Genomic DNA, 24,030 nt, shown 5'->3' with positions numbered 1-24,030 from the left:
CTCATTCCTGCTGAAACTCTTTATTTTATTGTCCTGACTTGAGTCACCGTTACTATGGATTTTTTCGACGATATCATCATTGATATTAAACAGCTTACCTTTAGCCGAGGTGATCGTTATATCTGTAAAAATATGGATATACGTATTCCCCGGGGGAAAGTGACGGCGATTATGGGGCCGAGCGGAACGGGTAAAACGACGCTACTTAAGCTGATCGGTGGTCAACTCAAGCCTGAAGCGGGTTCTATTTTGCTCGATGGCGATGATATTCCTCGCTTGGGGCGCAACGAGCTATTTAACGTGCGTGAAAAAATGGGCATGTTATTTCAAAGCGGTGCGTTGTTTACTGATATGACGGTGTTTGAAAATGTAGCCTTTCCACTGCGGGTGCATACCAAACTGCCGGAAGATATGATCCGCGATATCGTCTTGATGAAGTTGCAGGCGGTTGGATTGCGTGGCGCGGCAGAACTAATGCCGAGCGAACTGTCTGGCGGTATGGGGCGCCGAGTGGCTCTCGCTCGAGCCATTTCGCTCGACCCTGCCTTAGTTATGTACGATGAGCCGTTTACCGGACAAGACCCGATCGCGATGGGGGTGTTGGTTAACCTAATCAAGACCCTCAATCAGGCATTGGGGCATAGTAGTATTATTGTGTCTCATGATATTAAGGAAACCCTCAGTATCGCAGATTATATCTATATTATTGCCGATGGCGGGGTGATTGCTCATGGCACGCCTGAGCAGTTAGATCAAAATGATTCTGAGCAGGTTCGCCAGTTTATGAAAGGCTTACCTGATGGGCCTGTGCCGTTCCATTTTCCGGCCAGTGATTATGAGACTGAACTGATGGAGAGGCGTTAATGCAGTCAGTAACGGCAAACCTGGCGCAGCTAGGGCGCTCTACGATGGAGCGGGTGACGGCGATTGGCCGTGCAGGGCTGGTGTTGATCCATGCCGTGGTAGCGCGCCCTGATCCGCTGACGTCATTTCCTCTGCTGATTCGTCAGCTATATTCCGTCGGTGTGCTATCGATGGTCATTATCATAGTGTCGGGCCTGTTTATTGGTATGGTGCTGGCGCTACAGGGCTACACTATCTTAGTCGACTACGGCACAGAACAAGCGGTTGGGCAGATGGTCGCTTTAAGTCTGGTGCGGGAGTTAGCCCCCGTGGTGACCGCGCTGTTGTTTGCCGGTCGAGCCGGCTCAGCCTTGACCGCTGAAATTGGTTTGATGAAAGCCACTGAACAGTTGTCTAGCATGGAAATGATCGGTGTTGATCCTTTACGGCGGATTATTGCACCCCGTTTTTGGGCTGGACTGATCTGTTTGCCTATTCTGACCATGATTTTTAGTGCTGTCGGTATTTGGGGTGGACTGTTAGTTGGGGTTGATTGGTTGGGGGTGTATGAAGGGTCTTTTTGGGCCAACATGCAAAACTCAGTCGACTTTTTTGATGATGTAGTGAACGGATTGATTAAATCCCTCGTATTCGGGGTCGTGGTGACTTGGGTGGCTGTTTTTCAGGGGTATGATTCGGTGCCCACTTCTGAAGGCATTAGCCAGGCGACGACTAAAACGGTGGTGTATTCATCCCTCGCTGTCCTAGGGCTGGACTTTATTCTGACAGCTTTGATGTTTGGAGATTTGTAAGACATGCGTAATCGTGGAATTGAGCTGGGCGTGGGTGTTTTTATGTTAGTCGGGATTTTATCCCTGGCCATGCTGGCGATTAATGTCAGCGGTCTAACCCTTGCGAAGCAAGAGGGCTCATATAAAATTTATGCCCGCTTTGAAAATGTCGGCGGCCTTACTGCTCGCTCAAAAGTGACGATGTCCGGTGTGGCCATTGGTCAAGTCACCAGCATTAGCATCGATCGTCAAAAGTTGATGGCGATCGTCGAGATGGAGATTAATTCGGATGTCGATTATCTGACATCAGATAGCTCAGCTTCGATTTTGACGGCCGGGCTGCTGGGGGAAAAATATATCGGTATTACTACCGGTGCCGCTGACGATGAGATATTGAAAGAGGGTGACTTCATTGAAGACACTCAATCTTCGTTGGTGCTCGAAGAGTTGATTGGCAAATTTCTCTTTAATCAGGCCTCTGAGTAATTGTGATTAAGTATTGCCACCTAACTATAGGAATCGTAAAAATGAAATATATTAACCGTTGGCTGGTACTGCTGACGCTGATGTTTACCTCGGTTGCCGTACAGGCATCGTGGGACGAAGCGCGAGCGACTATTGAACAAGCTTCATCTCAGATGATGAAAGTGCTGGAGAATAAGGCGCTAAAAGCACCAGAGCAAAGCGAAGCGCTGATTGCTGAGATTGAAACCATTCTTAACCCTGTGGTGGATTTTGACTATGCATCGAAGCGGGTTATGGGCAAATACTACAACCGTGTTGATGAGCAGCAACAGCAGCGTTTTTCCAATGTATTTAAAGATACGATGGTGCGCACCTATGCAAAATCACTGACCGGCTTTGATATCGTTAGATATGAAGTGGCGCCGGAAGGTCATCCAAGCCCTGATGCAGACAAACAAGTGGTTAGCGTGCATGTGTTTGCTTCGAATGGCCAGCAGTACACCTTGGTGTATTACATGCTAAAGCAAGATAGCGGCTGGAAATTGGTGAATGTATTGGTCGATGGCATTAACTTACGACTGAATTTTAAAAACCAGTTTGCCGATATGGTGTCCCGTACCAATGGTGATGTTAAACAGGTGATCACTGACTGGAAAGCAGCGATTGCCAGTAACGGTAGTAAGGATAGTTAATGGCCTCTCAGGTTGAAATTAGTGCCGATGCAATCCTGTTAAAAGGTGATTTACTGTTTAGTACGATCATCGCGGTGCGAGCGGCGCTTGAAAAGGCCTTTGATCAGGCTGGTCAAACGGTGGTCATCGATTTTGCCGGTGTCGGGCGGGTCGATAGTTCGGCAGTATCGCTCTGGCTCTGTTTAGAGCGTAAAAGCCGAATTTTACAGCGGTCTTTAACCGCACGAAATATTCCTGCTGAATTGAGGGCTATTGTGCGGTTGGTCGGGCTAGAGGATTCTGCTCTTCATCCATAACGACAGGCTTTAGCATACATTGTTATACGATGGCTGTTTAACTACAGTCGTCGCCTTTTGTCACACTTTCCGCTATCATTGCCAACCTATTATTTTCCCCCAATTCTCATTGGTGTCATGCATGCAAATCGAAGATGTAAAACGTATTCTGGAAGAAAAACTAGAAGGCTGTGAAGTATTCCCTGAAGGCGAAGGTTGTAATTTTCAGGTCACCGTTGTTGGTGATATCTTTGAAGGTCAGCGCCCAGTTAAAAAACAACAGATGGTCTATGGCTGTCTTTCCGATCAGATCGCTGATGGTAGTATCCATGCTCTGACCATTAGAACTTTTACTCGTGCCCAGTGGGCAGAACAGAACTGAAGCGCAGAGAGACCCTATTTTAATGGATAAACTGATCATTACCGGTGGAAGCCGCTTAGAAGGTGAAGTACGCATTTCTGGAGCGAAAAACTCCGCTTTGCCTATTTTGGCCGCTACACTGTTAGCTGACGAACCGGTTACTATCAGTAATCTGCCGCATCTACACGATATCACCACCATGCTGGAGTTACTCCGGCAGATGGGCGTTGATTTGACAGTGGATGAAAAGCTCAATGTCGAAATCGATGCAACAACATTAAATTCAACGATTGCACCTTATGACTTGGTGAAAACCATGCGGGCTTCGATTTTGGTGTTGGGGCCTTTGTTAGCACATTTTGGCCATGCCGAAGTGTCACTGCCGGGCGGTTGTGCTATCGGTAGTCGTCCGGTGGATCTGCACTTGAAAGGGCTTGAGGCGCTAGGCGCCGAAATCACCGTTGAAGAAGGCTTTATTCGGGCCACCTGTGATGGCCGTCTGAAAGGTGGGCGGGTCTTTTTTGATATCGTCACGGTAACGGGCACCGAGAATATCCTGATGGCGGCATCGCTGGCCGAAGGGCAATCCATTATTGAAAATGCCGCCCGCGAGCCTGAAATCGTCGACTTAGCTGAGTTTTTGATCGCCATGGGTGCCGATATTACCGGCCATGGTACCGATACCATTATCGTTAATGGCGTGGCCTCGCTGAAAAGCTGCACCTTCCCGGTGATTGCCGATCGGATTGAAACCGGCACTTACCTAGTGGCCGCCGCAGCAACCCGCGGTAAGGTTAAAGTGAAAAGTACACGCCCCGATATTCTCGATGCGGTGTTACAAAAACTGATTGAAGCCGGTGCTGAGATTGAGTGTGGTTCGGATTGGATCAGTCTGGATATGAAAGGCAAACGGCCTAAAGCGGTCAATTTAACCACTGCACCTTATCCGGCTTTCCCGACCGATATGCAAGCCCAGTTTGCCGCCTTGAATGTGATTGCCGAAGGCGTTGGCGTGATCAAGGAAACGGTGTTTGAAAACCGTTTTATGCATATGCAAGAGATGCAGCGCATGGGGGCGAAGATTACCATTGATGGCAATACTGCGATTACGGAAGGGCGTGAAGTGCTCACCGGTGCTCCTGTTATGGCAACCGACCTGCGGGCTTCTGCAAGCTTGGTGATTGCGGCGATGGTCGCCACGGGTGATACAGTTATCGATCGTATCTATCATATCGACCGTGGTTATGAGTGTATTGAAGAGAAACTCCAGTTGCTGGGGGCAACCATTAAACGGGTGCCAGGCAATCGGAACGCAGCGCCAACCGAGAGTTAATATCGCGCTGAACTGAGTCCTTAATGTGTTTATCCCTTAACGGACTTTAGCATTAACAGAACAGGCGGTGTCTGTACTGAATTTTTAAGTGGTAACGAAATAGCAACTATGAAACAGAACTTGACCATTGCGCTATCTAAAGGGCGTATTCTAAAAGATACGCTGCCGCTTCTTGAAGCAGCTAACATTATTCCGGCTGAGGATATTTTCAGCAGCCGTAAGCTGATTTTCGATACCAACCATGACAATATTAAATTGGTTGTTATCCGTGCCACTGATGTCCCTACCTATGTTGAACACGGTGGCGCTGATATGGGAGTTGCGGGTAAAGATGTGTTGTTGGAATACGGCTCTAAAGATCTATATGAACCGTTAGATCTGGATATTGCTAAGTGCCAATTAATGGTTGCCGGCATGAAAGATGCGACTGACGTTGAAGGCCGCATGAAAGTCGCTACGAAATTTGTCAATATCACCAAAGAGTATTTTGCCCGTCAGGGGCGTCAGGTTGATATTATTAAACTGTATGGCGCGATGGAGTTGGCTCCCATCATGGGGTTAGCGGATCGCATTGTTGATATTGTTGATACGGGTAATACGTTGCGGGCTAATGGTTTAGTGCCGATGGAAGACATCTGCTATATCAGCTCACGTTTAGTGGTGGGTAAAGCGGCTTTGAAAATGAAGCATCGGCAGATACAACCGATTATTGAGCAATTAGCCGCCGCAGTAGAAGCACGAAAAGATAGGTCGGAATAACCATGACCCAACCAAATATTTTAAGATTAGACAGCCAGCAGGCTGATTTCAGCGAACAGTTGGATAAATTGTTAGCTTGGGAGTCGGTTTCTAATAAAGACGTTAACCGAACGGTTGAAGATATTCTTGAGCGCGTTAAAGCCGAAGGCGATAGTGCGGTAGTTGAATACACCAATCGTTTCGATCGGCTGAGTGTTAGCACTATGGCCGAACTTGAGTTTACTCAGGATGATTTAAATCAGGCATTGGCAGGTTTGCCAGCCGACCAGAATAAAGCGCTCCGTGTGGCTGCTCAGCGGGTGCGTGATTATCACGAACGCCAGAAGGGTGAGTCATGGGAGTATCAGGAAGCTGATGGTACCCTGTTGGGTCAAAAAATCACGCCGATGGATAAGGCCGGTTTGTATGTCCCTGGTGGTAAAGCATCTTACCCATCATCGGTGTTGATGAATGCGATTCCGGCCCATGTTGCCGGTGTTGAAGAGCTGATTATGGTGGTGCCAACGCCGGATGGTGAAGTTAATCAGTTGGTGCTAGCGGCAGCTGCATTGGCAGGTGTTAGTCGCGCCTTTGCTATTGGTGGTGCGCAAGCGATTGCGGCGCTAGCCTATGGTACTGAAACGATTCCTAAAGTGGATAAGATCGTAGGCCCAGGTAATATCTTTGTCGCTACGGCAAAACGCGCAGTGTATGGCACCGTAGGGATCGATATGATCGCGGGACCATCTGAAATCTTGGTGATTTGCGATGGCGGTACTGATCCTGATTGGATCGCGATGGATCTATTCTCACAGGCTGAGCACGATGAAGATGCGCAACCGATTCTGATCAGTCCCGATGCGGACTTTCTAGATAAAGTGAGTGCCAGTATCGAGAAGCTGCTGCCAACCATGGAGCGCAAAGCGATTATCGGTCGCTCTCTAGCTGATCGTGCAGCGCTAATTAAAGTGGCGGATCTTGCCGAAGCGGCCAAGGTTAACAACCGAATTGCTCCGGAGCACCTAGAGTTGTCTGTTGAAGACCCTAAGGCGCTGTTACCGTTGATTAAGCATGCGGGTGCGATCTTTATGGGACGGTACACCGCTGAGGCATTAGGCGACTACTGTGCTGGGCCTAACCATGTGTTACCCACCTCCGGTACTGCGCGTTTCTCATCACCTTTAGGGGTGTATGATTTCCAGAAACGTTCATCGCTGATTATGTTTTCCGAGGATGGGGCTTCAGAAATGGGCAAAGTTGCTTCTGTTTTAGCACGAGGTGAAAGCCTGACCGCTCATGCTCGTTCTGCTGAATATCGTATTAAAGAGTAAAGCCTGAGTTTTGTTGAAATAGCTTCACTTAATATCACGTTATAAAAAAAGCCCATTATGGGCTTTTTTTGTGCACGGCGATTATTTATTACGGCGTAGGGGTTTCGCTGTTATCTGTCTTCTCAGCAGGAATCTCTTTTATGGGGTTCTCAATCGCAGGGCGTTCAGCGACAGTTACTTCTAGTTCAATGACCTCGCCATTACGCCAAACTTTCACCGGCAACACGGTGCCCGGTACCATGCGAGCCACGCTGTACATGGAGTTAAAGCTATTGACGATCTTCTTACCGTTGATCTCCAACAGAATATCCCCGGGTAATAAACCCGCTTGATGTGCCGGCCCATCACGGAAAATACCGGCAATAATGAGGCCCTTGGTATCTTTTAGTCCAAATGACTCTGCCAGCCCTGGAGTTATCTCCTGTGCCTCAACGCCGACCCAGCCACGTATTACTCGACCATGTTCTATGAGGTCTTGCATGACTTGCTGGGCCTGATCGGAAGGGATGGCAAAACCTATGCCCTGAGAGCCGCCGGAGCGGGTAAAGATCGCAGTATTGATACCAATCAGGTTGCCTTCGGCATTGATTAGAGCGCCACCGGAGTTGCCTGGGTTGATCGCTGCATCAGTCTGAATAAAGTCTTCATAGGTGTTTAGCCCCAGTTGGTTGCGGCCGGTGGCGCTGATAATACCCATGGTTACGGTTTGGCCAACGCCAAAGGGGTTGCCGATAGCCAGCGCGACATCGCCGACGCGCAAGTTAGCAGAAGAACTGACGGTGATGCTAGGTAGATCGGTGAGGTTGATTTTAAGTACGGCTAGGTCGGTATCCGGATCGTTGCCAACTACCGTAGCGGTAGCTTCTCTACCATCTTGCAGTGCTACGACAATACTATCTGCACCGGAAATAACATGATTATTGGTGGCGATATAACCCTCAGGGCTAAGAATTACGCCGGAACCGAGGCTAGATTGTATGCGCTCTTTATGACCCGCTTTAGCATCATAATATTTACGGATATTGGGGTCGTTATAGATCTGTTGATTGGTACTAGGGATTACCGTGCGTGTATAGATGTTGACGACGCTGGAAGCAGCATGATCCACTGCATCGGCGTAGGAATAGGGGCCTAGAACCTTGCTTGAAGGCGCTCCTGCCTGACGTATCTGAACGGTGCTGGTTTGGGGAGCAAACATGTCAGGTAGGTAGATCAGCAGCGCCACGGCGGCGAGGATTCCTGACAGGGTAGGCCAGACCAGAAAAGCAAAACGTTGAATCAATTAGAGATGCCTTTATAAACAGTGATAAAGTTATTCAGCTATTTTAGAATTATACGGATAATAAAACCTTTTTGGGAAGATTAAGACAAGATTATGGCGGTATCACTGAAACAGTTGGTTAATTATTGTAATTCTTTGTTGAGCCCTGAAAAATACCGGGATTACTGCCCTAATGGTTTGCAGGTTGAAGGGCGTCATGAAGTTGGTCGGATTATTTCCGGTGTGACCGCGAGCCAGGCGCTACTTGATCGAGCGGTAGAGCTGCAAGCCGATCTTATTTTGGTACATCATGGTTATTTTTGGAAAGGTGAGGCTGAGGCCATAACCGGTATTAAGAAGAGCCGGCTGCAAACGTTATTAGCCAATGATATCAGTTTGCTGGCCTATCATCTGCCGTTGGATGGTCATCCACAGTTGGGTAATAATGCCTGTTTGGCTGAACAATTAGGCTTACAGGTTGATGGCGGATTGGAACCTGATAATCCATTGAGCATTGGCTTAACCGGACGTTTGGTACAGCCATTAACGGCGTTGGCGTTTCGTCAGCAGATTGCGGCTGCGCTTGGGCGCGAAGTACTGCATATTGAGGGTGGTCCTGAACGGATTGAAACCGTTGGTTGGTGTACCGGGGCGGCTCAGGGGTATATCGATCAGGCGGCGGCCCTAGGTCTAGATGCTTATCTTTCTGGCGAGATATCCGAACCGACGGTGCATAATGCGAGAGAGTTAGGTATTCACTATTTTGCGGCGGGGCATCATGCCACAGAGCGCTATGGTGTTCAGGCGTTGGCAAGCCGGCTGGCACAGGAGTTTGATCTTGAGCATGAGTTTATTGATATTCATAACCCGGTATAACTAGAGCCAAAGTGCAAACATTAAAAAAACCGGCATATTTGCCGGTTTTTAGGATTAAATATTAGATCGTTAGTTAGCAGAGTGTTTTGTTCCTTTGTCGCTGACATGAGTGCCGGGAATTTGATCCTTTAGCAGTGGTGGAATAACTTCCTCCAATGCTTCCTCTTCGCTGTCGGCTTTTTTCTTCAAACCATATTTGTCTGACAGCATACCCTCTTCATCGGGCTTTTTAGGTGCATAGTCACGGGGAGGTTCGACGACTTCAGGCTCATCGACTGCGGGTTCTGTTACGACTGCCGCCGGTTCAATATCGCCTTTAGTTTCAACGGCTTCGGCCAGCGGTTGTTCCTCAATTTGTGGCTTGCCATCGCTGCTCAGTTTATCTGGTGAGTGTACGCCCATGCAGAGCGTTTCTGAACCTTGAGCCAGATGTTGGTGCACCTGCTTATAGCTTTCAGTCAGATTATTGACCAGTTCTGCGGTTTTCTCGAAGTGACCGTTCACCTTCTCTTTATAGTCACTTAGGTCGCGTTGCGCCTCATTGAGCTGATTAGTCAGTTTCTTCTGACTGGAAGTGTCGCCGGAACGCCCCATCAGGTAGCCGATGAGTGCTCCTGCTAACAGGGTGACAATACCAATAATCCAGACGCTATTCTCTTCCACATTAACTCCTTAAATGCACTGATTTATAGCTGAAGAATACCGCAATTACCGGATAAATCCTATGCTATTTTCGCCTGATTATGACCTCTGTTAGGTTGGCTTTTTGGCTTTCCATTGCTGTGCTTGACTGGATTTCTCCGTCAGGTAGGCCACCTGTTCTGCTAACACGGCACAGGCTTGGTCGGCATCATGTTGGCTGAGAGCCTGCAAAATGCGCTCATGTTGATCGATGATGACGGAGCGCTCGCGAAAGCGAAAGGTGACCATATTGCTAATCGGTTGTAACGCCTCGATCACACTGAACATAATAAAGCTCAGCAGAGGGTTACCTGAAGCCTCGGCTATCTGGCGATGAAAGCGTACATCGGAAGCGCAAAACTGTTCAGGTGTGAGAGCGTCATCCTGTTGTTCCGTCAGTTCTCGCTCAAGCGCCTCGAGTTGTATGCTGTTGATACGGGGCGCAGCGAGCTGTAAGCAGTTTGTTTCTAAGAGTAAGCGAGTCTGATTGATATCGTCCATGGAAAAGGCATCCATACCAACCAATAAAGTGGTGGCGCTGGTTAAGGCGTCACTGAGGTCGGTCGTCGATGGACGATTGATAAAGGTGCCGCCGGTGGGGCCGCGCCGGGATCGAACGAGGTTCTGGGCGGCTAAACGTTTCAATGCTTCACGAATCGTCGGACGAGAGACTTTATAGCGCAGCGCTAGCTCACCTTCTGTAGGTAAGCGATCATCGGCTTTTAAAGAGCCATCCATAATGGCTTGGCGGATCTGCTGTGCAATCTGGCTGGATAAGCTGGGGGTGATGTCTAAACTCACAGAATCTCTCCTACTGTTGGTGCCAGAATTAAATGCGATACCACCGTTGAACTACCAATGGGTGTGAAATCGGTCTAGATAAGTCGTGTGGGAGAATTCAATAGTGAATAGAATTGCTCCTTGTAATCCGAGTTGGCCTGTTAAACCAATAAGTAAGCCTGAATAATCAATCAGTTATTATTGATGAACGGTTATTTTATCGCATAACGAAGTGCTGAAACAAGCACAGGGCTGAACCTGAGCTGATGCGCCAAGAGTGAATCACTTTTGGTGTTGGATTTAGATTCGCAGAGACGGAAACTATAGGAGGGCGCTAAGTTCGTCAGCGGGCAAAGGTGACCTGAGTTTTGTCACCTTTGCCGAGCGGTGGGTTATTTTGCTCCTTGGCCTATGCGTTGCTGGTCAACTTCTTTATTGTAAAAACACTGATGTTGATGGAAGGTTTCTGCCGTTTGTTCAAGGTTTCCCTCATAACGAGGATCTTGTGGTCGTTCATGGCTATTCATAAAGGCGGCGACATCCCAAGCTTGCTGATCGGTTAAGCTATTGGGTTTACCAAGCGGCATATTTGCTTTAATAAAGCCTGCTGCCGTATTGATGCGATGCATACCCGCTCCCCAGTTAAAAGAATCTTTACCCCATAGAGGCGGAAAGGCATAACGACCATCGACCTGTGTTCCAGCGCCGTTTTCGCCATGACAGATAGCACAGTTATCTTGATAGATGGTCTTTCCTCGACTAACGCTGGGTGTTTCGGCTGCTTTTGCGAGTTTAGGATAGCCACGTCCAGGTAACGCTTGTCCGGTTGGTGCGCCGGTTGATAGCCAGTAGTGATAGGTTACCAAGGCGGTCAGTTCTTTGCTACCAAACGGTGGTGGAGTACCATTCATACTGTAGGTAAAGCAACCCTGAATACGTTCATCGATAGTATTAACGTGATCATTTTTCTTGCGATACGCCGGATACATAGGAAATGCACCCCAGAGTGGTGCTGCATTGGCTTGCCGGCCTTTATTTAGGTGACAGTTCGCACAATTCAGCTCATTACCAACATATTGGCCGCGCAATTGTTGTGTATTGGTAAATAACGACAGGCCATAACGTACCGCTTCACCAAAGGCATTATTGGGTATATCAGCCTCATTTGGCGGAGTAAAGCTCGCCGGGCCTTTAGGCGCTGCGGGTAATTCAACTTGGTAATCCTTTTCTTCGGCAAGGGCCGGATTGAATAGCAATGAGCTGAGTAATACTGCACCTAAGAGGCGGGATGCTAGCCGTCCGTTGTGACCTTGTAGCGGTCTACTGTTTGTCTTCGTTAGCCACATAAAAACCCCCAGCGTTGTTAATTGTCAGTTGCAGTTAGGTTAGCCAGATAGGCGCTCACTGCTTTTATCTCAGTCTCGCTGAGGCGTTGCGCTATGCCTACCATCAGTTGATTGGGATCGTTACTTCGCTGTCCAGAACGCCAGCTATTAAGTTGTTGCTCTATATAGGACGCATGCTGACCGGCTAAAGCTGGAAAGTGCGTGCCAATACCCTTAGCTTGGGCGCCATGACAGGAAAAACAGGCGGGCACATCATTTGTCCAATTACCATTTTGAGCGAGTTGTTGGCCGGCTGAGATGAGTGATTCATCAACGACGGTTGGCTTCATACCTGATGTCGATTGCTGGGCAAAATAGTTAGAAACGGCGCTTACCTCATCGGCTGAAAGTGCTGTCGCGATGGGCGTCATTATTGGGTTGTGACGTTGTGCGGTGGTGAAGTCATGTAGCTGCTTTTGCATATAGGCAGAGTTTAACCCCGCTAGATGTGGAAATCCGGCTTGAGCTTGACCTGCACCATTGGCACCGTGGCAGATAGAACATGCCATAGCGCCGCTGCTATTACCCTGCATTACGATGGTTTTCCCTAGTTCGCTAGCAAGTGTTATGGGGGTGAATGCCACCAATATCATCAGCACAATGCTTTTGTTTTGTGTCAACATCCGCTTGCTCTCCAGTTATTGCGTTATCCTGACTTAATTGTAGTATAAGTTTGAAGATTGTATGGGCAGAAGGGCTTCTTAAATAGATGTTTTAGATTGGCGGTTATGGCGCTGCTCGTTTATTAAAATAGGCGAAAAAATATTGCCTTGATTATCTTGATATTAGACTAAAGGCTGATTTGTATGACAAATAGAAATAGGGTATAAATTTGCCATCTATTCATTTGTAAGACAAATAGAGATGCGGATTACCTGTTGTGCTGACTGATGCGAAGCATCATCGAGAGAGGTTTATGCCCCTTCATCGTGCTGATAGCTAACGAGCAAGTCTCCTATCGAGTCTACATCGAATCACGAATCGAAAAACCGTTTGAAGTGAGGTGAACTATGTTTAATGCTCTGGTATTGGAACAGAAAGAGGGGAAAACACTCTCTTCGGTCAAAACACTGGAATTGAGTGACCTGCCGGATGAAGATGTGCTGGTGGAGGTTAGCTACTCCTCACTGAACTATAAAGACGGTTTGGCGGTAACGGGTACGGGTAAAATTGTGCATAAGTTCCCGATGGTGCCGGGGATTGATCTTGCTGGGGTGGTTAAAGAATCTCGCAGCCCTGACTATCAGCCCGGAGATCAGGTGATTATGACCGGCTGGAGTGTCGGTGAACGATACTGGGGCGGTTATAGCCAGTATGCTCGAATGAAGCCCGAATGGTTGGTTAAAATGCCTGAGGGGATGGACGCCGCTAAGGCGATGTCGATCGGTACCGCAGGGCTGACGGCGATGCTCTGTGTGATGGCGTTGGAAGAGGGCGGTATTACCCCGGATCGTGGAACTGTGGTCGTCACGGGTGCTGCGGGTGGTGTGGGTAGTGTTGCGGTCGCTATTCTGAGTCAGCTGGACTATACCGTTGCGGCTGTTACGGGGCGTGAGTCGACCCATGAATATCTGCGTGGATTAGGTGCCAGTGAGTTACTTCCTCGTAGTGAAATGGCGGAACCGGCTCGGCCTCTTGAAAAGCAGCGTTGGGCCGGTGGTATCGATACGGTGGGTGACACCATGTTGGCTCGAGTATTGGCTGAGACCGATTACCGCGGCACAGTAGCGGCCTGTGGTCTGGCGGGTGGTTATAAGCTGCCGACCACGGTGATGCCCTTTATTTTACGTAATGTGCGCTTGCAGGGGGTGGACTCGGTGATGTGTCCTGTGGATATCCGTACAACCGCTTGGAATCGTTTACTTACGGATCTGCCTGATAATGCACTGGGTGAGATCGCCAATGTGATCGGCTTGTCTGACGTGCCTCAGGCCGCGGCGGATATCGTTGCGGGTAAAATACAGGGGCGTACTTTGGTTGATCCGAATAAATAAAAGAGCCGCCTGACTTGGATTAGGTTCTTTTGACTACCTGACCTTTCGGTGGATAATCGATATCTATGCTGCACTTGGCATAACCAAAGGAGACCTTGCTGTCTCCTTTTTCGTTTTACTTACCTGTTTACACTGCCCGTTTTTCAGGGAGCTTCTTCGGTTGCCTTATGATCCTATCGGATTCTGACGTCACTCCAAAAGGTCGCTATATTATTGCTGCTTCAGTGGTTTAGGCTCCAGACTAAATTTGTGGCAGTGAGCTTCATAACGTTTTTTCAGCTCAGGCTCACCTAAGAGATTGCCGGGTTCGTCACAGTAGGAGCCGCTGCCATCGAGGGCTTTGCCTTGCCATTTCTGTTCAATCGCTGTGCGCTCGCTTTGCTGCTTAAACCAATGGATGAAACGGTTGGCTTGGGCTAATAAGCGATAGCTGGAGGCGCTACTATTAACAACCATGGTGTAGAAAAAAGGCCGAGGAGCTAAGTTGCCGGGTATGATCTCAATCTTATCGAACCAAGGGCTGGCAGGGTTTTTACACGCCCAGTAATAAATTGGCAGATCAATCCCAAAGGCATCAACGATACCATCGGCCAGACAGTGGTGAATGCGAGATTGGTCGGAGTATGCGATCAGGTTATTGAGGGTAATATTGCCACCAGACTTTTTCTCGTTACTACTCCAGCGAATGCCAAGGTCTTCTAAGATCATTAAGGCCGCAGGGTCGTTGATCACGCCGACAACTTTATCCTGTAGATCGTGGATTGAATTGATTCTCTTGTCCCCTTTGCGGCGGGCTAACACCCAAGGCAGATAGGTATAAGCATCGGAGTAGGCAACATTGTCATATTCAGCCGAAGGCGGTAATGCGCTGATGACGATATCGGCGGGTGGTTGGCCAAATTTCTTGCCTGACGTTAGCAATTCTGTGCACATATCCCAAGGGGCTTCGATAAATTCACACTCAACGCCCAGATAGCGGGCAAATGCTAACGCGTAATCGACATCGAGGCCCTTGAGTGGCTCACCCAGTTTTTCGCGGAATGACAAGCCGACAAAGTTAGGTTCAATGGCAACGCGCAATTTACCACGACGCAGTACATCGTCTAGTTGATCGTGCCCAGCATCGGCCACGAGGTGTAATTTTTTGAGTGTATTATTGATCGCGAAAGAAGCAGAAGAGATATCGGCACTGTGGATATCTACTTTATCCAACCCTTGGGACATCTCTTCGACAACATGATTAATCAACTGGTTTTTGTTGCTGATTCGTTGCATTGAGCCATTGCTCATCTCGAGGGTTTCAAAGATGACCGCGGTATTCTCCATGACGGCGCTCAGTTGTGTGGCGATGGAGTTAAATAGTTCGGTTAATTGCTCTGTGGCTGATTGAGTAACATTGACGAAATTATCGAGTTTTTTGGTATTGGCTAAGCTGATATTACTTAGCTCAGTGTTAACTTGGGAGAAGTCGAGTTGCTTGGCGGCTTGATGTGCTTGCTCTGTGGTGACGTTTGCTAGGCGTCTGACTTCATCGGCCACAACAGCAAATCCTCGGCCATGTTCCCCCGCTCGGGCGGCCTCAATAGACGCGTTGAGTGCTAACAGATTAACCCCTTTGCCTATTTTAAGAATACCGTTAAGTACCTCGCTCACATTGCTGGATTTATCCGCAAGGGAGCGGCTGATCTCATCCAGTGATTGGTTAATCGAGCTGTTTACGTCCTGTACTTCTGTTTCAATTTGCTGCTGCAGTGAGCTGACTGTGGCGTTAGAGCTGTTTAAATAGTCGTTAGCGACGTTTAACTCGGTATCTAGTTTTGCAGCTCGTTGATTAATCTCTGAAAGAAAGTTTTCCTGAGCCTCTAACGCTCTGAAAACTTGGCGAGAGAGCTGTGCTGTTTGGCTGCTAATTAGCTGCAATGCACGATAGAAGCGCTTTTCATCGTCAGAGAAGTATGGAACATCGATAGTCTGGGTTGGGGGATCGATAATAGGCGTATGAAGATCCGAAGCGGTACTGTTTGATGTGCCAAAGAGTTTATTCAATAGTGTCATTGCTAATTCCATCAGGAGTACCTAATAAGACTATCTACAAGCAAGTCTTGTTCCACATGAATATAAAATTCATATTAGGAATAATTTTAGTGTATTACCATGGTTTTATACTGTGACTGAATGGTTCTGGCGCTATTGAAGAGTATGCCGTCGTGATAAGTCATCGAAGATACGATGTTGTAAGTTATTTTGCACCATCTTTGAGCCCGCTGGCACATAAACGTGCAGCGGGCGGCAGAGTTAGCTTTTTCGTTGAATACTGATTATGGGGCTGGTTATATGGCAGTTTAGCCAAACTGCCCATCGAGCCTTGGTTTCAATAGTATCGGGGTATAAGGAATCAGGAACAGCAGCCAAGATAGCACCCATAGACCGCCAGAGATATGCACACCCATCATATGCAACTCTGGAATCATGGGCATAAAGACCCGAACAACACCGGCGATAATCATCAAGATAAAAGCGACGATCGTTATCTTCGCAAGCTTTAGTGGCCGGGCAGTGTGTCCGAGCGATACGCGGGCCATCATGCCAATCGTCATCGAGCCGATGGCACCGGCAGCAAAGGCATGGATTGCTAGATAAGGGGATAGTGAGATGAATCCCGTTAGCGCATCCAGCGCAAACCCTAGGGGTATAAACAGATAGGCTAGGTGCAGAATCCAGATCAATGGGTTACGTATCATGCGTAACTTGAACCAACCGATCAGTCGTACTAGGTGTAGGACTGCGTTAAGGGCCGCTAAAATAGATGTAACGAGGATAAGTTGAAAGACATCGGCCAGTAGCCAAGCCGCGGCTAAAGGGATAACTGCATGCTCAAGCCAAGTATAGCGTTTCGCTTCAAATGCGAGGGCGCGCTCGGTAAAGAATGGAATAACCCGTCCACCTAGTACCACGATAACCATGATGATCAGGCCCAATTCTAGTTGCAAACCAGTCGCCAGTGTCGTTTCAGTGATGCCGAGTAGTTGCAGATGGATCAACAGGTTAGCAATGGTCATCGCCAACAGAATCACGGTAAAGACAAGGTTGCGATAATTACCTGAGCGGATAATGGGGATGCCAATCGATAATGCGATCATGGGTAAAAACAACAGATCGGTTAGTGCGATTAACAGATCCGGTAGCGGTGTGACAAATTCCGCTATGATGGGTAGTAAACGGCCAGCGAGCCAGAGCAAAAATAATCCGGCAAGCTTTGCACCGAACGGTGTCTGTATCGAAGTCCAGTTGCGAACGGCGGTTAACAGAAAGCCAGCGATCACGGCCACGGCATAACCAAACAGCATTTCGTGGCCATGCCATATCTGGCTAAGCAGATAATAGCTGTAAGTCGTTTGGCCTTTTCCTAATAGCATTAGCCAGTGGATCATCAACAGCATGCTGGACAGTGCGGCGAATAAAAAGAAGGGGCGAAAGCCTAGGTTGAACAGCGCCAACCCGTTACCCTGACGTGGTTCTTGAATTTGCATAAAATTTACACCCTGACGATCTGTTCAAAGAACAAAATCATAAAATATTGTTAAATTTCAATGGCTACAATGATATTTTTCACCGTCGGCTAGGGTAGAATCGAGGTTCTGTTTGACTCACTCTACTTCCGGCGATTCGTTATGCGGCTAAAGTTACCCGTTTTAATCTTATTTGTATGCAGCCAGTGTTTATTCACTTTGGTAGCGCAAGCAGGCATTAGTGTGACAGATAATCATGGTCGGGTGATTGATATTGCTCAACCGGCTAAACGGGTTATCGCGTTAGCCCCACATATTACCGAAAGCTTATTCGCTATTGGCGCAGGTGATCGTGTCGTTGGGGTGGTGAGCCACAGTGATTACCCACCCCAAGCGCTGGATATTCCCATCGTAGGGGATGCACAAGGTTTTAATTTAGAAGCGATTATTGCCCTGCAGCCGGATCTGGTGGTGGCTTGGGCGGGAGGGAATCCGCTTTTGCCGCTGCAGCGGTTAGAGCGGTTAGGTATTCCTGTGTATTACTCAGATCCTAAAGTGTTTAGTGATATTGCTCATAACCTGCGAGCGCTTGGGCGGTTGCTACAACGACCAGAGGCGGAACCGCTGGCTAGCGAGTTTGAACGGCGCTTACAACAATTGCAGCACAGCTATGCCTCGCGGACAAAGATACGGGTTTTCTATCAACTCTGGCATCAGCCACTGATGACGCTGAATAAGAGCCAGATGATCAGTCAGGCTATCGATCTGTGTGGCGGTGAAAACCTGTTTGCTGATCATCGAGAAGCGGTTCCTCATCTGGGCATAGAATCTGTCTTACAAACCGATCCACAGGTCATCTTAACCGGTGAAAATGTGCCTGACGGTTGGGAGCAACAATGGTTGGCTTGGCCTAAATTGGCGGCGAGCCGTTATCAGCAGTTTTATCGTTTGAATGAAGACCTGTTATACCGGCCAACGATGCGTTTGTTGGACGGTACGCAACAGATGTGTAATGTGATTCAGCAAGCTCGGTTGAAAATAGATCAAGACTAAAGCTGGCTGAATCGTTATCTTTACTAGGCATTAATAACAGGGCTTGCTAAGCCTTATGGTGCAAACCGCTGCCTTACAGGTCTTATTCGGTTAATCCTTTAAAAAACGATTTAGTGTCCTTGGCTGCTTCTTTGGTGGCATCCCAAGCCGTTTCTGCGCCAGCTTTAGTGCTGCAGGCTGCCCGTTCGGCAACACACTTGGATTTACAGCCGGTGGCCGCCGCTTCATCGGTGATGTGTTTAACTTCGCACTTTGTTTCACACCAGTTTTGATCATCGGCGCAATCCGCTTGTGCCAGCGGGGCTAACATCATGGCTGAAAGGGCAAGGGTCAGTGGGGCGATTGAACGCAACATATAGGTCTCTCTCAACAGTTGTCAGGTTTCATTTTAGGTTTAGTAAAGCTAAAGCGTCTATGGCGGTTATTTAGCCGGCTTACGTGGCTGCCATAAAACTTCTTCTCCGCCATGCTGGCGGGCTAGAAGACGAGCGGCGACGAATAGCAAATCAGAAAGCCGGTTCAGATACTTCGCACTAATCTGATTGACCGTTTCCTGCTGCGCCAGTTCCACTATACGTCTTTCGGCCCGTCGGCATACGCTTCGTGCTTGATGACACAGTGCTGCTGCGCGGTTGCCGCCGGGGAGGATAAACTCCTTTAGCGGTGGCAGAGTGCTGTTCATCGCATCGATCTGTTGTTCCATCTCGGATATCACCGCATCATTGATTACAGTGTAACCCGGGTCGGCAACGGCTAACTCGCCTCCGAGGTCAAACAGATCATTTTGGCACTGTAACAAACGTTGCCTTAACGGTTCCTGAGCGGGTAGCTCAGCAATCAATACGCCCAGTAGGCAGTTCAGCTCGTCGGTATCGCCTAGGGTTTCGATACGTGGGTGGCACTTATCTACTTTATGACCATTGGCCAGCGACGTGGTGCCTTTGTCACCGGTACGGGTGTAGATTTTAGTCAGACGGTTTGCCATATTAACTCCCAATAAAAAGGCCGGGTGCTATAGCCCGGCCTCTGGTGTTCAGCGATAAATGTGCTTAGTGATTAGAAACTGTAACGGGCCGACGCAGTGACTAAGCGATCCTGGGTATTATACCCGGGATTGGTTTGATATACCTTGTCAAACAGGTTTTCTACCCGTGCACCTAACAGCCATTCTGGGGTGATTTGATATTGCGCGAACAAATTAACTGTCGTGAATGCTGGGAGTGAAGCGCTGTTATCCAAAGTGGTGTAGCGTTTGCCCTCCCAGAGTAATTCGCTACCACCTGACCAGTTGTTTTTAGCATATTGGATCTGCCATTTAACAGTGTCTTTTGGCCGGAAACGTAGCTGTTTTTTGCTGTTAGCATCAATCGCGTAGACATATTGATAGCTCAGTTTATGATTCCAGTTGCCATAGCTAATTTGATAGCTAGCATCGGCACCTTCAATTTCCGCTTCAGCGGTATTGACCATGGTTGACCAGGTGTCATTAATTTCGATCAGGTTATCAATCTCTGTTTTATACAGGCTGACTTCCCAGCGATTCTGTTTATTACCCGAAAAGGTGATTTCAGCGGTGTGAGATTCTTCAGGTTCTAGATCTGGGTTGCCCTGATAACCCCATTGTGAAGGGTAGTAAAGGTCATCAAAAGTCGGAGCTTTATACGCGGTGCCATAGCTTAATGCGACGGTCAATGGCTCAAACTGATAGGCATAACCTAGACTGAAAGTGGAATTATCGCCAAACTGTTCATCGTCGGTATAACGACCGCTTGCTTCAACTTGATAGCGCTCCCCTTGATGCAACAAACCAATAAAAGCGGCTTTGGTTTCACGACTCGTCTCGCTGTAGTTTTCGCTGCTATCACCTAAGTCGTCATCGAGGTAATCGATACCGGCTGAGAGGGTACTATTATTGATGAAAAAGCTGTTGAGCCAGTTTATTTGAGTTCTTTCAGTCACATAGCGAGAGCCATTTTTACGGCTGATACCATTGCCGTAAGTCAGGTTATCATCTCTGACAAAGGCGGTTGTGACACTGCTTTCAAAACGCTCGCCGGTGTAACTCACTTGGGCTGAATAGAGTTCGTTTTCAAAATCGGACTCATTGCCGCCATAAGACGTATCAAACTCACTGTTGCCTTGCCATTTAGCGGCTTGCAGGGTGAGATCGAACTGTTCGCTTAGTTGTTGGTTTACCGTGATGTTCGCGGATAGGTTACGATAACCATCTTTATCTGTCTCGGCGTCATCTTTTACATCGATACCATCATCTTGATCGCTGGATACTGATAATAAGATGCTGCCGGTATCACTGTATTGTTTAGAGATATTTCCGGCGATTTTCTGGGTACCTTGGTCGCCAAGAGTAACGGCAACCGAGCCAGTTGCGTCTCCAGTCGGTTGTTTGGTGAAAATTTGAACAATGCCGCCAATGGCATCAGAGCCATAAAGCGCAGAACGTGGCCCTCTGACAAACTCAATTCTTTCAATTTGATCAATTGGGATTAGTTCTAAGCGTGTGCCGGCAGCAGAGGGTGTACCAATGCGAATACCATTGAGCAGAACTAACGTATGATCTGACTCTGTACCACGAGTATACATGGCAGCAGCCTGTCCGCGGGCACCACTGCTGGTGAAGTTAACGCCGGGCAACAGGTTGATGGCCGCTTTAGCTGAGCTAACTTGAGAACGCTGTATATCTTCTGCGGTAATAACCGAGACGGAAGCAATGGTTTCTGTAATCGGTTGCTCAATGCGGTTGGCAGATACAACGATCGTTTCCAGTGTTTGAGGATCGAAGGTGTTGTTTTCTTGTGCTACAGCGGCAGCAGAAATCAGTGAAGTACCCAGCAGTACGGCCTGATAAAGGGGGAGTCTGTTCATTGTATTTCCTGTTTAGCGCACCCACCGTGCACTTAAATAGTGGACTGACTACTGGCCGGTCTCCGGGCTTGTAACTTGATCGGTGATGAGCCGATCATCGAACAACAACTGACACCTTCCCATCACAGTGGCTATATCAGTTTTGCAGTTACTTACCGTTGCGGGGGCAGCGCTGGACTTGCTCTGTTGAGGAGCGCACCAGTCTTCCCGATTAACCCTTACTGTAGAATCAGCGTTGGGCACCAGTAGAACGAGGCGCTACTCTATGTTGCAGTTGCGCTCTGGTCAAATGAAAATCAGTCAGGCATCAATGAATCAGGGTCATCTGCCCCTCTTTTTTAATCAATCTCCGGGATATGTTTATGACTAAACTGGGGTGTGCGATCCATCGCATCGGCGACGATGTTACTGTCGGGTTTGAGGTCTTTTTTATCTTTTTTGTCCTTGTAGGGTAGGGCGTTAAGAACAATCTTCATAACGCTTAAACGGGCCCGTTTTTTATCATCAGACATGATGGTGGTCCAAGGGGCGTGCTCCGTATGGGTATAGTGATACATCGCCTCTTTCGCTTTGGTGTAATCTGCCCAGCGTTCAACGGAGGCGATATCCATAGGACTGAGTTTCCACTGCTTCAAAGGGTCTTCTCGGCGCTCTTCAAAACGACGAAACTGTTCCCGCTGGTTCACTGAGAACCAAAATTTAAATAGCCATACACCACTTTCAACCAGCATCTGTTCTAGCATCGGTGTGTGTTTGAGAAATAACTTATATTCCTCTTCGGTACAGAACTCCATGACTCGCTCAACACCTGCGCGGTTATACCAAGATCGGTCGAACAGGACGATTTCACCAGCGTTGGGAAGCTCTTGCATATAGCGCTGGTAATACCATTGGCCTTGTTCAACGCTAGAGGGTTTGTCGAGTGCGACGATACGGGCGCCCCGTGGATTCAGGTGTTCGGTGAACCGCTGAATCGCGCCACCCTTGCCAGCGGCATCGCGGCCTTCAAAAATGATAATCACTTTTTGGCCGTTTTTTTTAATCCAGTTCTGCATCTGTAGCAGTTCTATTTGTAACCTTTTCTTCTCTTTTTCATAATCCTCACGGGACATCTTTGTGTCGTAGGGGTAATCCTCCCCTAGGCCCAGTGATTGGCGTGTTTCAGATGCGCTCATATCCTGCTTTTTCTTGGCCATGCTAATATCCTTTGTAAATCCCGTTATGTTTAAAAAGCTGTGTTTAGTTTGCGGCGGCTTCGCTGAGGCCGCGAATGGCTTCCAATACAAGCTGGTTCGCTGGAACAGGGATGCTGGCCTGGTCGGCAATAGCGCAGAAATAACCGGTAATGGTTTCAATCTCACTTGGCCGCTGATGGCTGATATCCTGCTGCATGGAGGAGTAGTTTTCCCCCGTTAATTCGGCCACATCCCAAGCTTGTTCCATCAACTTACGTTCAAATAGCGTGATTCCCAATGCATGGGCAACATCATCCACCTCTTTGCAGAGCTGGGCCATCGCGGCTCGCCGGTCGGTGTACTTGATTAATTCGCCGTTACGGCAGTTATACAGCGCAGTCAGGGGGTTAATGGCGCAATTAATGGCTAGTTTGCGCCATAGAACGCTCTGGATATCGGTCGCTAAGCTGAGTTGATCATCCGCGGCGGTCAGTGCTTGATAGAGTTGCTCGTTACCGGTGTCCGATAGACGACCTATCTGAGTGGCGCCGATACCGGCTCTGATCAGCTGCCAGGGGCGTTCAAAATAGGCACCGTCGGTAGTGCTGCCAGCCCATATTTCTAGCTGCGGATGGTTCGCGGCCAACTGCTGTTGTGGCCCCATGCCGTTGTGGAGCAATAGGATTCGGCTGCTATCACTCAGGCGTGACTGAATTGAGGCGAATGCGGCCGTGACAGCAAATGATTTTGTGGTGACCAGCAGGTGAGTGATAGATTCATCGTTATCCGCCAGTGCTGCCGGGGGATTGAAGTGTTCAGTGTTTGTCTCATCGGTGAGTGTAAAGCCACCTACTTGACGATAGTGCGCTAGTTTTTCAGGGGTATGCAGAATCAACGAGACTTGGTGGCCCGCCTTTTCTAGTTTGCTTGCCCAAAGTAACCCGATAGCGCCAGCGCCCAGAATATGCCAGTGCATAGGTCAGAATCCTGTACTGAATTGGGGTATGTGTCTGACCATCATAACGGTATGATAGGCAGGATCAAACGAATTTGCCGCCAGCGGAGCGGTCGCAGTATTTTAAGGAGTATTTTGGATGCCATCATTTGATATTGTTTCTGAACTGGATATGCATGAAGTGACGAATGCTGTCGACCAGGCGAATCGGGAACTGGGCACTCGCTATGATTTTAATAAAGTTGATGCCAAATTTGAACTCGCCGGTGAGGTGATTACCTTGCAGGCCGAAGTGGATTTCCAGTTGCAGCAGATGATGGAGATTCTGCGCAACAAGCTGGTGGGACGTAAGATAGACACGAAAAGTCTGGATATCGGTGAGGCGCAAACGGTTAACATGCGTGCCCGCCAACTGGTTACGCTAAAGCAGGGACTCGATCAGCCGTTGAGTAAAAAAATTATCAAGATGATCAAAGATAAAAAACTGAAAGTACAGGCTCAGGTTCAGGGTGATCAGGTGCGGGTGACCGGCAAGAAGCGTGATGATCTGCAAGGTGTGATGGCGATGTTGCGAGAGGCTGATCTCGAGCTGCCGCTGCAATATACCAACTTCCGGGATTAATCTTTCCTATACACGGCAGCGTTCAGC

At 48.4% G+C, this 24,030-nt stretch carries 25 protein-coding genes and 1 riboswitch; of the genes, 13 read left to right on the top strand and 12 right to left on the bottom strand.

Annotation, left to right across the window (positions count from 1 at the left end; genetic code table 11):
* Window positions 1–54 precede the first annotated feature (54 nt).
* The 9 genes from ACN0T0_RS07640 (at window position 55) to hisD (ending at window position 6,829) form a co-directional block, all read left to right on the top strand.
* Window positions 55–864, top strand: a complete 810-nt coding sequence (locus ACN0T0_RS07640) for an ATP-binding cassette domain-containing protein (RefSeq protein ID WP_417224754.1) — start codon at window positions 55–57, stop codon at window positions 862–864.
* Window positions 864–1,655, top strand: coding sequence for a lipid asymmetry maintenance ABC transporter permease subunit MlaE (gene mlaE / locus ACN0T0_RS07635; protein WP_417224752.1), 792 nt, complete (start codon window positions 864–866; stop codon window positions 1,653–1,655). The genes ACN0T0_RS07640 and mlaE overlap by 1 nt, the downstream gene beginning before the upstream one ends.
* A gap of 3 nt (window positions 1,656–1,658) precedes the next feature.
* Entirely contained in the window at window positions 1,659–2,120 is a 462-nt protein-coding gene (gene mlaD, locus ACN0T0_RS07630) for an outer membrane lipid asymmetry maintenance protein MlaD (protein WP_417224751.1), read from the top strand.
* Window positions 2,121–2,161: 41 nt separating this feature from the next.
* On the top strand, window positions 2,162–2,791 hold the full coding sequence (locus tag ACN0T0_RS07625) for an MlaC/ttg2D family ABC transporter substrate-binding protein (protein ID WP_417224749.1): 630 nt from the start codon (window positions 2,162–2,164) through the stop codon (window positions 2,789–2,791).
* On the top strand, window positions 2,791–3,087 hold the full coding sequence (locus ACN0T0_RS07620) for an STAS domain-containing protein (RefSeq protein ID WP_417224747.1): 297 nt from the start codon (window positions 2,791–2,793) through the stop codon (window positions 3,085–3,087). Before ACN0T0_RS07625 ends, ACN0T0_RS07620 begins: the two co-directional genes overlap by 1 nt.
* Before the next feature lie 121 nt (window positions 3,088–3,208).
* A complete protein-coding gene (locus ACN0T0_RS07615) occupies window positions 3,209–3,448 on the top strand; it encodes a BolA family protein (RefSeq protein ID WP_417224745.1) in 240 nt (79 codons plus the stop codon).
* Between the two features lie 22 nt (window positions 3,449–3,470).
* Window positions 3,471–4,760, top strand: a complete 1,290-nt coding sequence (murA, locus tag ACN0T0_RS07610) for a UDP-N-acetylglucosamine 1-carboxyvinyltransferase (RefSeq protein WP_417224743.1) — start codon at window positions 3,471–3,473, stop codon at window positions 4,758–4,760.
* Window positions 4,761–4,868: 108 nt separating this feature from the next.
* Window positions 4,869–5,519 (top strand): ATP phosphoribosyltransferase, encoded by a 651-nt coding sequence (gene hisG / locus ACN0T0_RS07605; protein ID WP_417224741.1) that lies wholly within the window; start codon window positions 4,869–4,871, stop codon window positions 5,517–5,519.
* Between the two features lie 2 nt (window positions 5,520–5,521).
* Window positions 5,522–6,829: a histidinol dehydrogenase gene (gene hisD, locus ACN0T0_RS07600; RefSeq protein ID WP_417224739.1), complete on the top strand. Its 1,308-nt coding sequence runs from the start codon at window positions 5,522–5,524 to the stop codon at window positions 6,827–6,829.
* A gap of 88 nt (window positions 6,830–6,917) precedes the next feature.
* Here the strand turns inward: hisD and ACN0T0_RS07595 are convergent, their stop codons facing one another.
* Complete coding sequence (locus ACN0T0_RS07595; protein ID WP_417224986.1) at window positions 6,918–8,108, bottom strand: S1C family serine protease; 1,191 nt, start codon at window positions 8,106–8,108, stop codon at window positions 6,918–6,920.
* Window positions 8,109–8,204: 96 nt separating this feature from the next.
* On the opposite strand from ACN0T0_RS07595, the gene ACN0T0_RS07590 reads away from it, so the two are divergent.
* Entirely contained in the window at window positions 8,205–8,966 is a 762-nt protein-coding gene (locus ACN0T0_RS07590; protein WP_417224738.1) for a Nif3-like dinuclear metal center hexameric protein, read from the top strand.
* A 69-nt stretch (window positions 8,967–9,035) separates the two neighbouring features.
* Here ACN0T0_RS07590 and ACN0T0_RS07585 read toward each other — a convergent pair whose 3' ends face one another.
* The 4 genes from ACN0T0_RS07585 to ACN0T0_RS07570 all read right to left on the bottom strand — a co-directional run bounded on the left by ACN0T0_RS07585 (window position 9,036) and on the right by ACN0T0_RS07570 (window position 12,435).
* Complete coding sequence (locus tag ACN0T0_RS07585) at window positions 9,036–9,629, bottom strand: YhcB family protein (RefSeq protein WP_417224736.1); 594 nt, start codon at window positions 9,627–9,629, stop codon at window positions 9,036–9,038.
* 90 nt (window positions 9,630–9,719) lie between these two features.
* A complete protein-coding gene (locus ACN0T0_RS07580) occupies window positions 9,720–10,448 on the bottom strand; it encodes a FadR/GntR family transcriptional regulator (protein WP_417224734.1) in 729 nt (242 codons plus the stop codon).
* Window positions 10,449–10,819: 371 nt separating this feature from the next.
* A complete protein-coding gene (locus ACN0T0_RS07575; protein WP_417224733.1) occupies window positions 10,820–11,773 on the bottom strand; it encodes a c-type cytochrome in 954 nt (317 codons plus the stop codon).
* 17 nt (window positions 11,774–11,790) lie between these two features.
* Entirely contained in the window at window positions 11,791–12,435 is a 645-nt protein-coding gene (locus tag ACN0T0_RS07570; protein ID WP_417224731.1) for a c-type cytochrome, read from the bottom strand.
* Between the two features lie 387 nt (window positions 12,436–12,822).
* Here ACN0T0_RS07570 and ACN0T0_RS07565 point away from each other — a divergent pair, with 387 nt between their 5' ends.
* On the top strand, window positions 12,823–13,806 hold the full coding sequence (locus ACN0T0_RS07565; protein WP_417224729.1) for an MDR family oxidoreductase: 984 nt from the start codon (window positions 12,823–12,825) through the stop codon (window positions 13,804–13,806).
* Window positions 13,807–14,016: 210 nt separating this feature from the next.
* On the opposite strand, the gene ACN0T0_RS07560 is transcribed toward ACN0T0_RS07565, so the two are convergent.
* Window positions 14,017–15,873, bottom strand: a complete 1,857-nt coding sequence (locus tag ACN0T0_RS07560) for a methyl-accepting chemotaxis protein (protein ID WP_417224727.1) — start codon at window positions 15,871–15,873, stop codon at window positions 14,017–14,019.
* 275 nt (window positions 15,874–16,148) lie between these two features.
* The gene (locus tag ACN0T0_RS07555) at window positions 16,149–17,336 is read right to left on the bottom strand and encodes an NnrS family protein (RefSeq protein WP_417224726.1); all 1,188 of its coding nucleotides are present in this window, start codon (window positions 17,334–17,336) and stop codon (window positions 16,149–16,151) included.
* A 222-nt stretch (window positions 17,337–17,558) separates the two neighbouring features.
* On the opposite strand from ACN0T0_RS07555, the gene ACN0T0_RS07550 reads away from it, so the two are divergent.
* The gene (locus ACN0T0_RS07550; RefSeq protein WP_417224724.1) at window positions 17,559–18,368 is read left to right on the top strand and encodes a cobalamin-binding protein; all 810 of its coding nucleotides are present in this window, start codon (window positions 17,559–17,561) and stop codon (window positions 18,366–18,368) included.
* An 82-nt stretch (window positions 18,369–18,450) separates the two neighbouring features.
* On the opposite strand, the gene ACN0T0_RS07545 is transcribed toward ACN0T0_RS07550, so the two are convergent.
* From ACN0T0_RS07545 to ACN0T0_RS07525, 5 genes are all read right to left on the bottom strand, one after another.
* Complete coding sequence (locus ACN0T0_RS07545; protein WP_417224722.1) at window positions 18,451–18,723, bottom strand: hypothetical protein; 273 nt, start codon at window positions 18,721–18,723, stop codon at window positions 18,451–18,453.
* 66 nt (window positions 18,724–18,789) lie between these two features.
* Window positions 18,790–19,353, bottom strand: a complete 564-nt coding sequence (locus ACN0T0_RS07540; protein ID WP_417224720.1) for a cob(I)yrinic acid a,c-diamide adenosyltransferase — start codon at window positions 19,351–19,353, stop codon at window positions 18,790–18,792.
* 71 nt (window positions 19,354–19,424) lie between these two features.
* Complete coding sequence (locus ACN0T0_RS07535; RefSeq protein ID WP_417224719.1) at window positions 19,425–21,251, bottom strand: TonB-dependent receptor domain-containing protein; 1,827 nt, start codon at window positions 21,249–21,251, stop codon at window positions 19,425–19,427.
* A 35-nt stretch (window positions 21,252–21,286) separates the two neighbouring features.
* Window positions 21,287–21,513, bottom strand: a riboswitch (cobalamin riboswitch).
* 76 nt (window positions 21,514–21,589) lie between these two features.
* Window positions 21,590–22,447, bottom strand: a complete 858-nt coding sequence (gene ppk2, locus ACN0T0_RS07530; RefSeq protein WP_417224717.1) for a polyphosphate kinase 2 — start codon at window positions 22,445–22,447, stop codon at window positions 21,590–21,592.
* 43 nt (window positions 22,448–22,490) lie between these two features.
* Window positions 22,491–23,402 carry a ketopantoate reductase family protein gene (locus ACN0T0_RS07525; RefSeq protein ID WP_417224715.1) on the bottom strand — a complete coding sequence of 304 codons (912 nt, stop codon included), beginning with the start codon at window positions 23,400–23,402 and terminating at the stop codon, window positions 22,491–22,493.
* 118 nt (window positions 23,403–23,520) lie between these two features.
* On the opposite strand from ACN0T0_RS07525, the gene ACN0T0_RS07520 reads away from it, so the two are divergent.
* The gene (locus tag ACN0T0_RS07520) at window positions 23,521–24,003 is read left to right on the top strand and encodes a YajQ family cyclic di-GMP-binding protein (protein WP_417224713.1); all 483 of its coding nucleotides are present in this window, start codon (window positions 23,521–23,523) and stop codon (window positions 24,001–24,003) included.
* Window positions 24,004–24,030 lie beyond the last annotated feature (27 nt).

The organism is Amphritea sp., assembly GCF_048266285.1.
Taxonomy (GTDB): domain Bacteria; phylum Pseudomonadota; class Gammaproteobacteria; order Pseudomonadales; family Balneatricaceae; genus Amphritea.
This window is presented reverse-complemented; position numbering and strand designations above follow the sequence as displayed.

Coding starts and splice junctions, on each gene's coding strand:
- ACN0T0_RS07640 (WP_417224754.1), top strand. CDS start 55: ATGGATTTTTTCGACGATATCATCATTGATATTAAACAGCTTACCTTT.
- mlaE (WP_417224752.1), top strand. CDS start 864: ATGCAGTCAGTAACGGCAAACCTGGCGCAGCTAGGGCGCTCTACGATG.
- mlaD (WP_417224751.1), top strand. CDS start 1,659: ATGCGTAATCGTGGAATTGAGCTGGGCGTGGGTGTTTTTATGTTAGTC.
- ACN0T0_RS07625 (WP_417224749.1), top strand. CDS start 2,162: ATGAAATATATTAACCGTTGGCTGGTACTGCTGACGCTGATGTTTACC.
- ACN0T0_RS07620 (WP_417224747.1), top strand. CDS start 2,791: ATGGCCTCTCAGGTTGAAATTAGTGCCGATGCAATCCTGTTAAAAGGT.
- ACN0T0_RS07615 (WP_417224745.1), top strand. CDS start 3,209: ATGCAAATCGAAGATGTAAAACGTATTCTGGAAGAAAAACTAGAAGGC.
- murA (WP_417224743.1), top strand. CDS start 3,471: ATGGATAAACTGATCATTACCGGTGGAAGCCGCTTAGAAGGTGAAGTA.
- hisG (WP_417224741.1), top strand. CDS start 4,869: ATGAAACAGAACTTGACCATTGCGCTATCTAAAGGGCGTATTCTAAAA.
- hisD (WP_417224739.1), top strand. CDS start 5,522: ATGACCCAACCAAATATTTTAAGATTAGACAGCCAGCAGGCTGATTTC.
- ACN0T0_RS07590 (WP_417224738.1), top strand. CDS start 8,205: ATGGCGGTATCACTGAAACAGTTGGTTAATTATTGTAATTCTTTGTTG.
- ACN0T0_RS07575 (WP_417224733.1), bottom strand. CDS start 11,773: ATGTGGCTAACGAAGACAAACAGTAGACCGCTACAAGGTCACAACGGA.
- ACN0T0_RS07570 (WP_417224731.1), bottom strand. CDS start 12,435: ATGTTGACACAAAACAAAAGCATTGTGCTGATGATATTGGTGGCATTC.
- ACN0T0_RS07565 (WP_417224729.1), top strand. CDS start 12,823: ATGTTTAATGCTCTGGTATTGGAACAGAAAGAGGGGAAAACACTCTCT.
- ACN0T0_RS07560 (WP_417224727.1), bottom strand. CDS start 15,873: ATGGAATTAGCAATGACACTATTGAATAAACTCTTTGGCACATCAAAC.
- ACN0T0_RS07555 (WP_417224726.1), bottom strand. CDS start 17,336: ATGCAAATTCAAGAACCACGTCAGGGTAACGGGTTGGCGCTGTTCAAC.
- ACN0T0_RS07545 (WP_417224722.1), bottom strand. CDS start 18,723: ATGTTGCGTTCAATCGCCCCACTGACCCTTGCCCTTTCAGCCATGATG.
- ACN0T0_RS07540 (WP_417224720.1), bottom strand. CDS start 19,353: ATGGCAAACCGTCTGACTAAAATCTACACCCGTACCGGTGACAAAGGC.
- ACN0T0_RS07535 (WP_417224719.1), bottom strand. CDS start 21,251: ATGAACAGACTCCCCCTTTATCAGGCCGTACTGCTGGGTACTTCACTG.
- ppk2 (WP_417224717.1), bottom strand. CDS start 22,447: ATGGCCAAGAAAAAGCAGGATATGAGCGCATCTGAAACACGCCAATCA.
- ACN0T0_RS07525 (WP_417224715.1), bottom strand. CDS start 23,402: ATGCACTGGCATATTCTGGGCGCTGGCGCTATCGGGTTACTTTGGGCA.
- ACN0T0_RS07520 (WP_417224713.1), top strand. CDS start 23,521: ATGCCATCATTTGATATTGTTTCTGAACTGGATATGCATGAAGTGACG.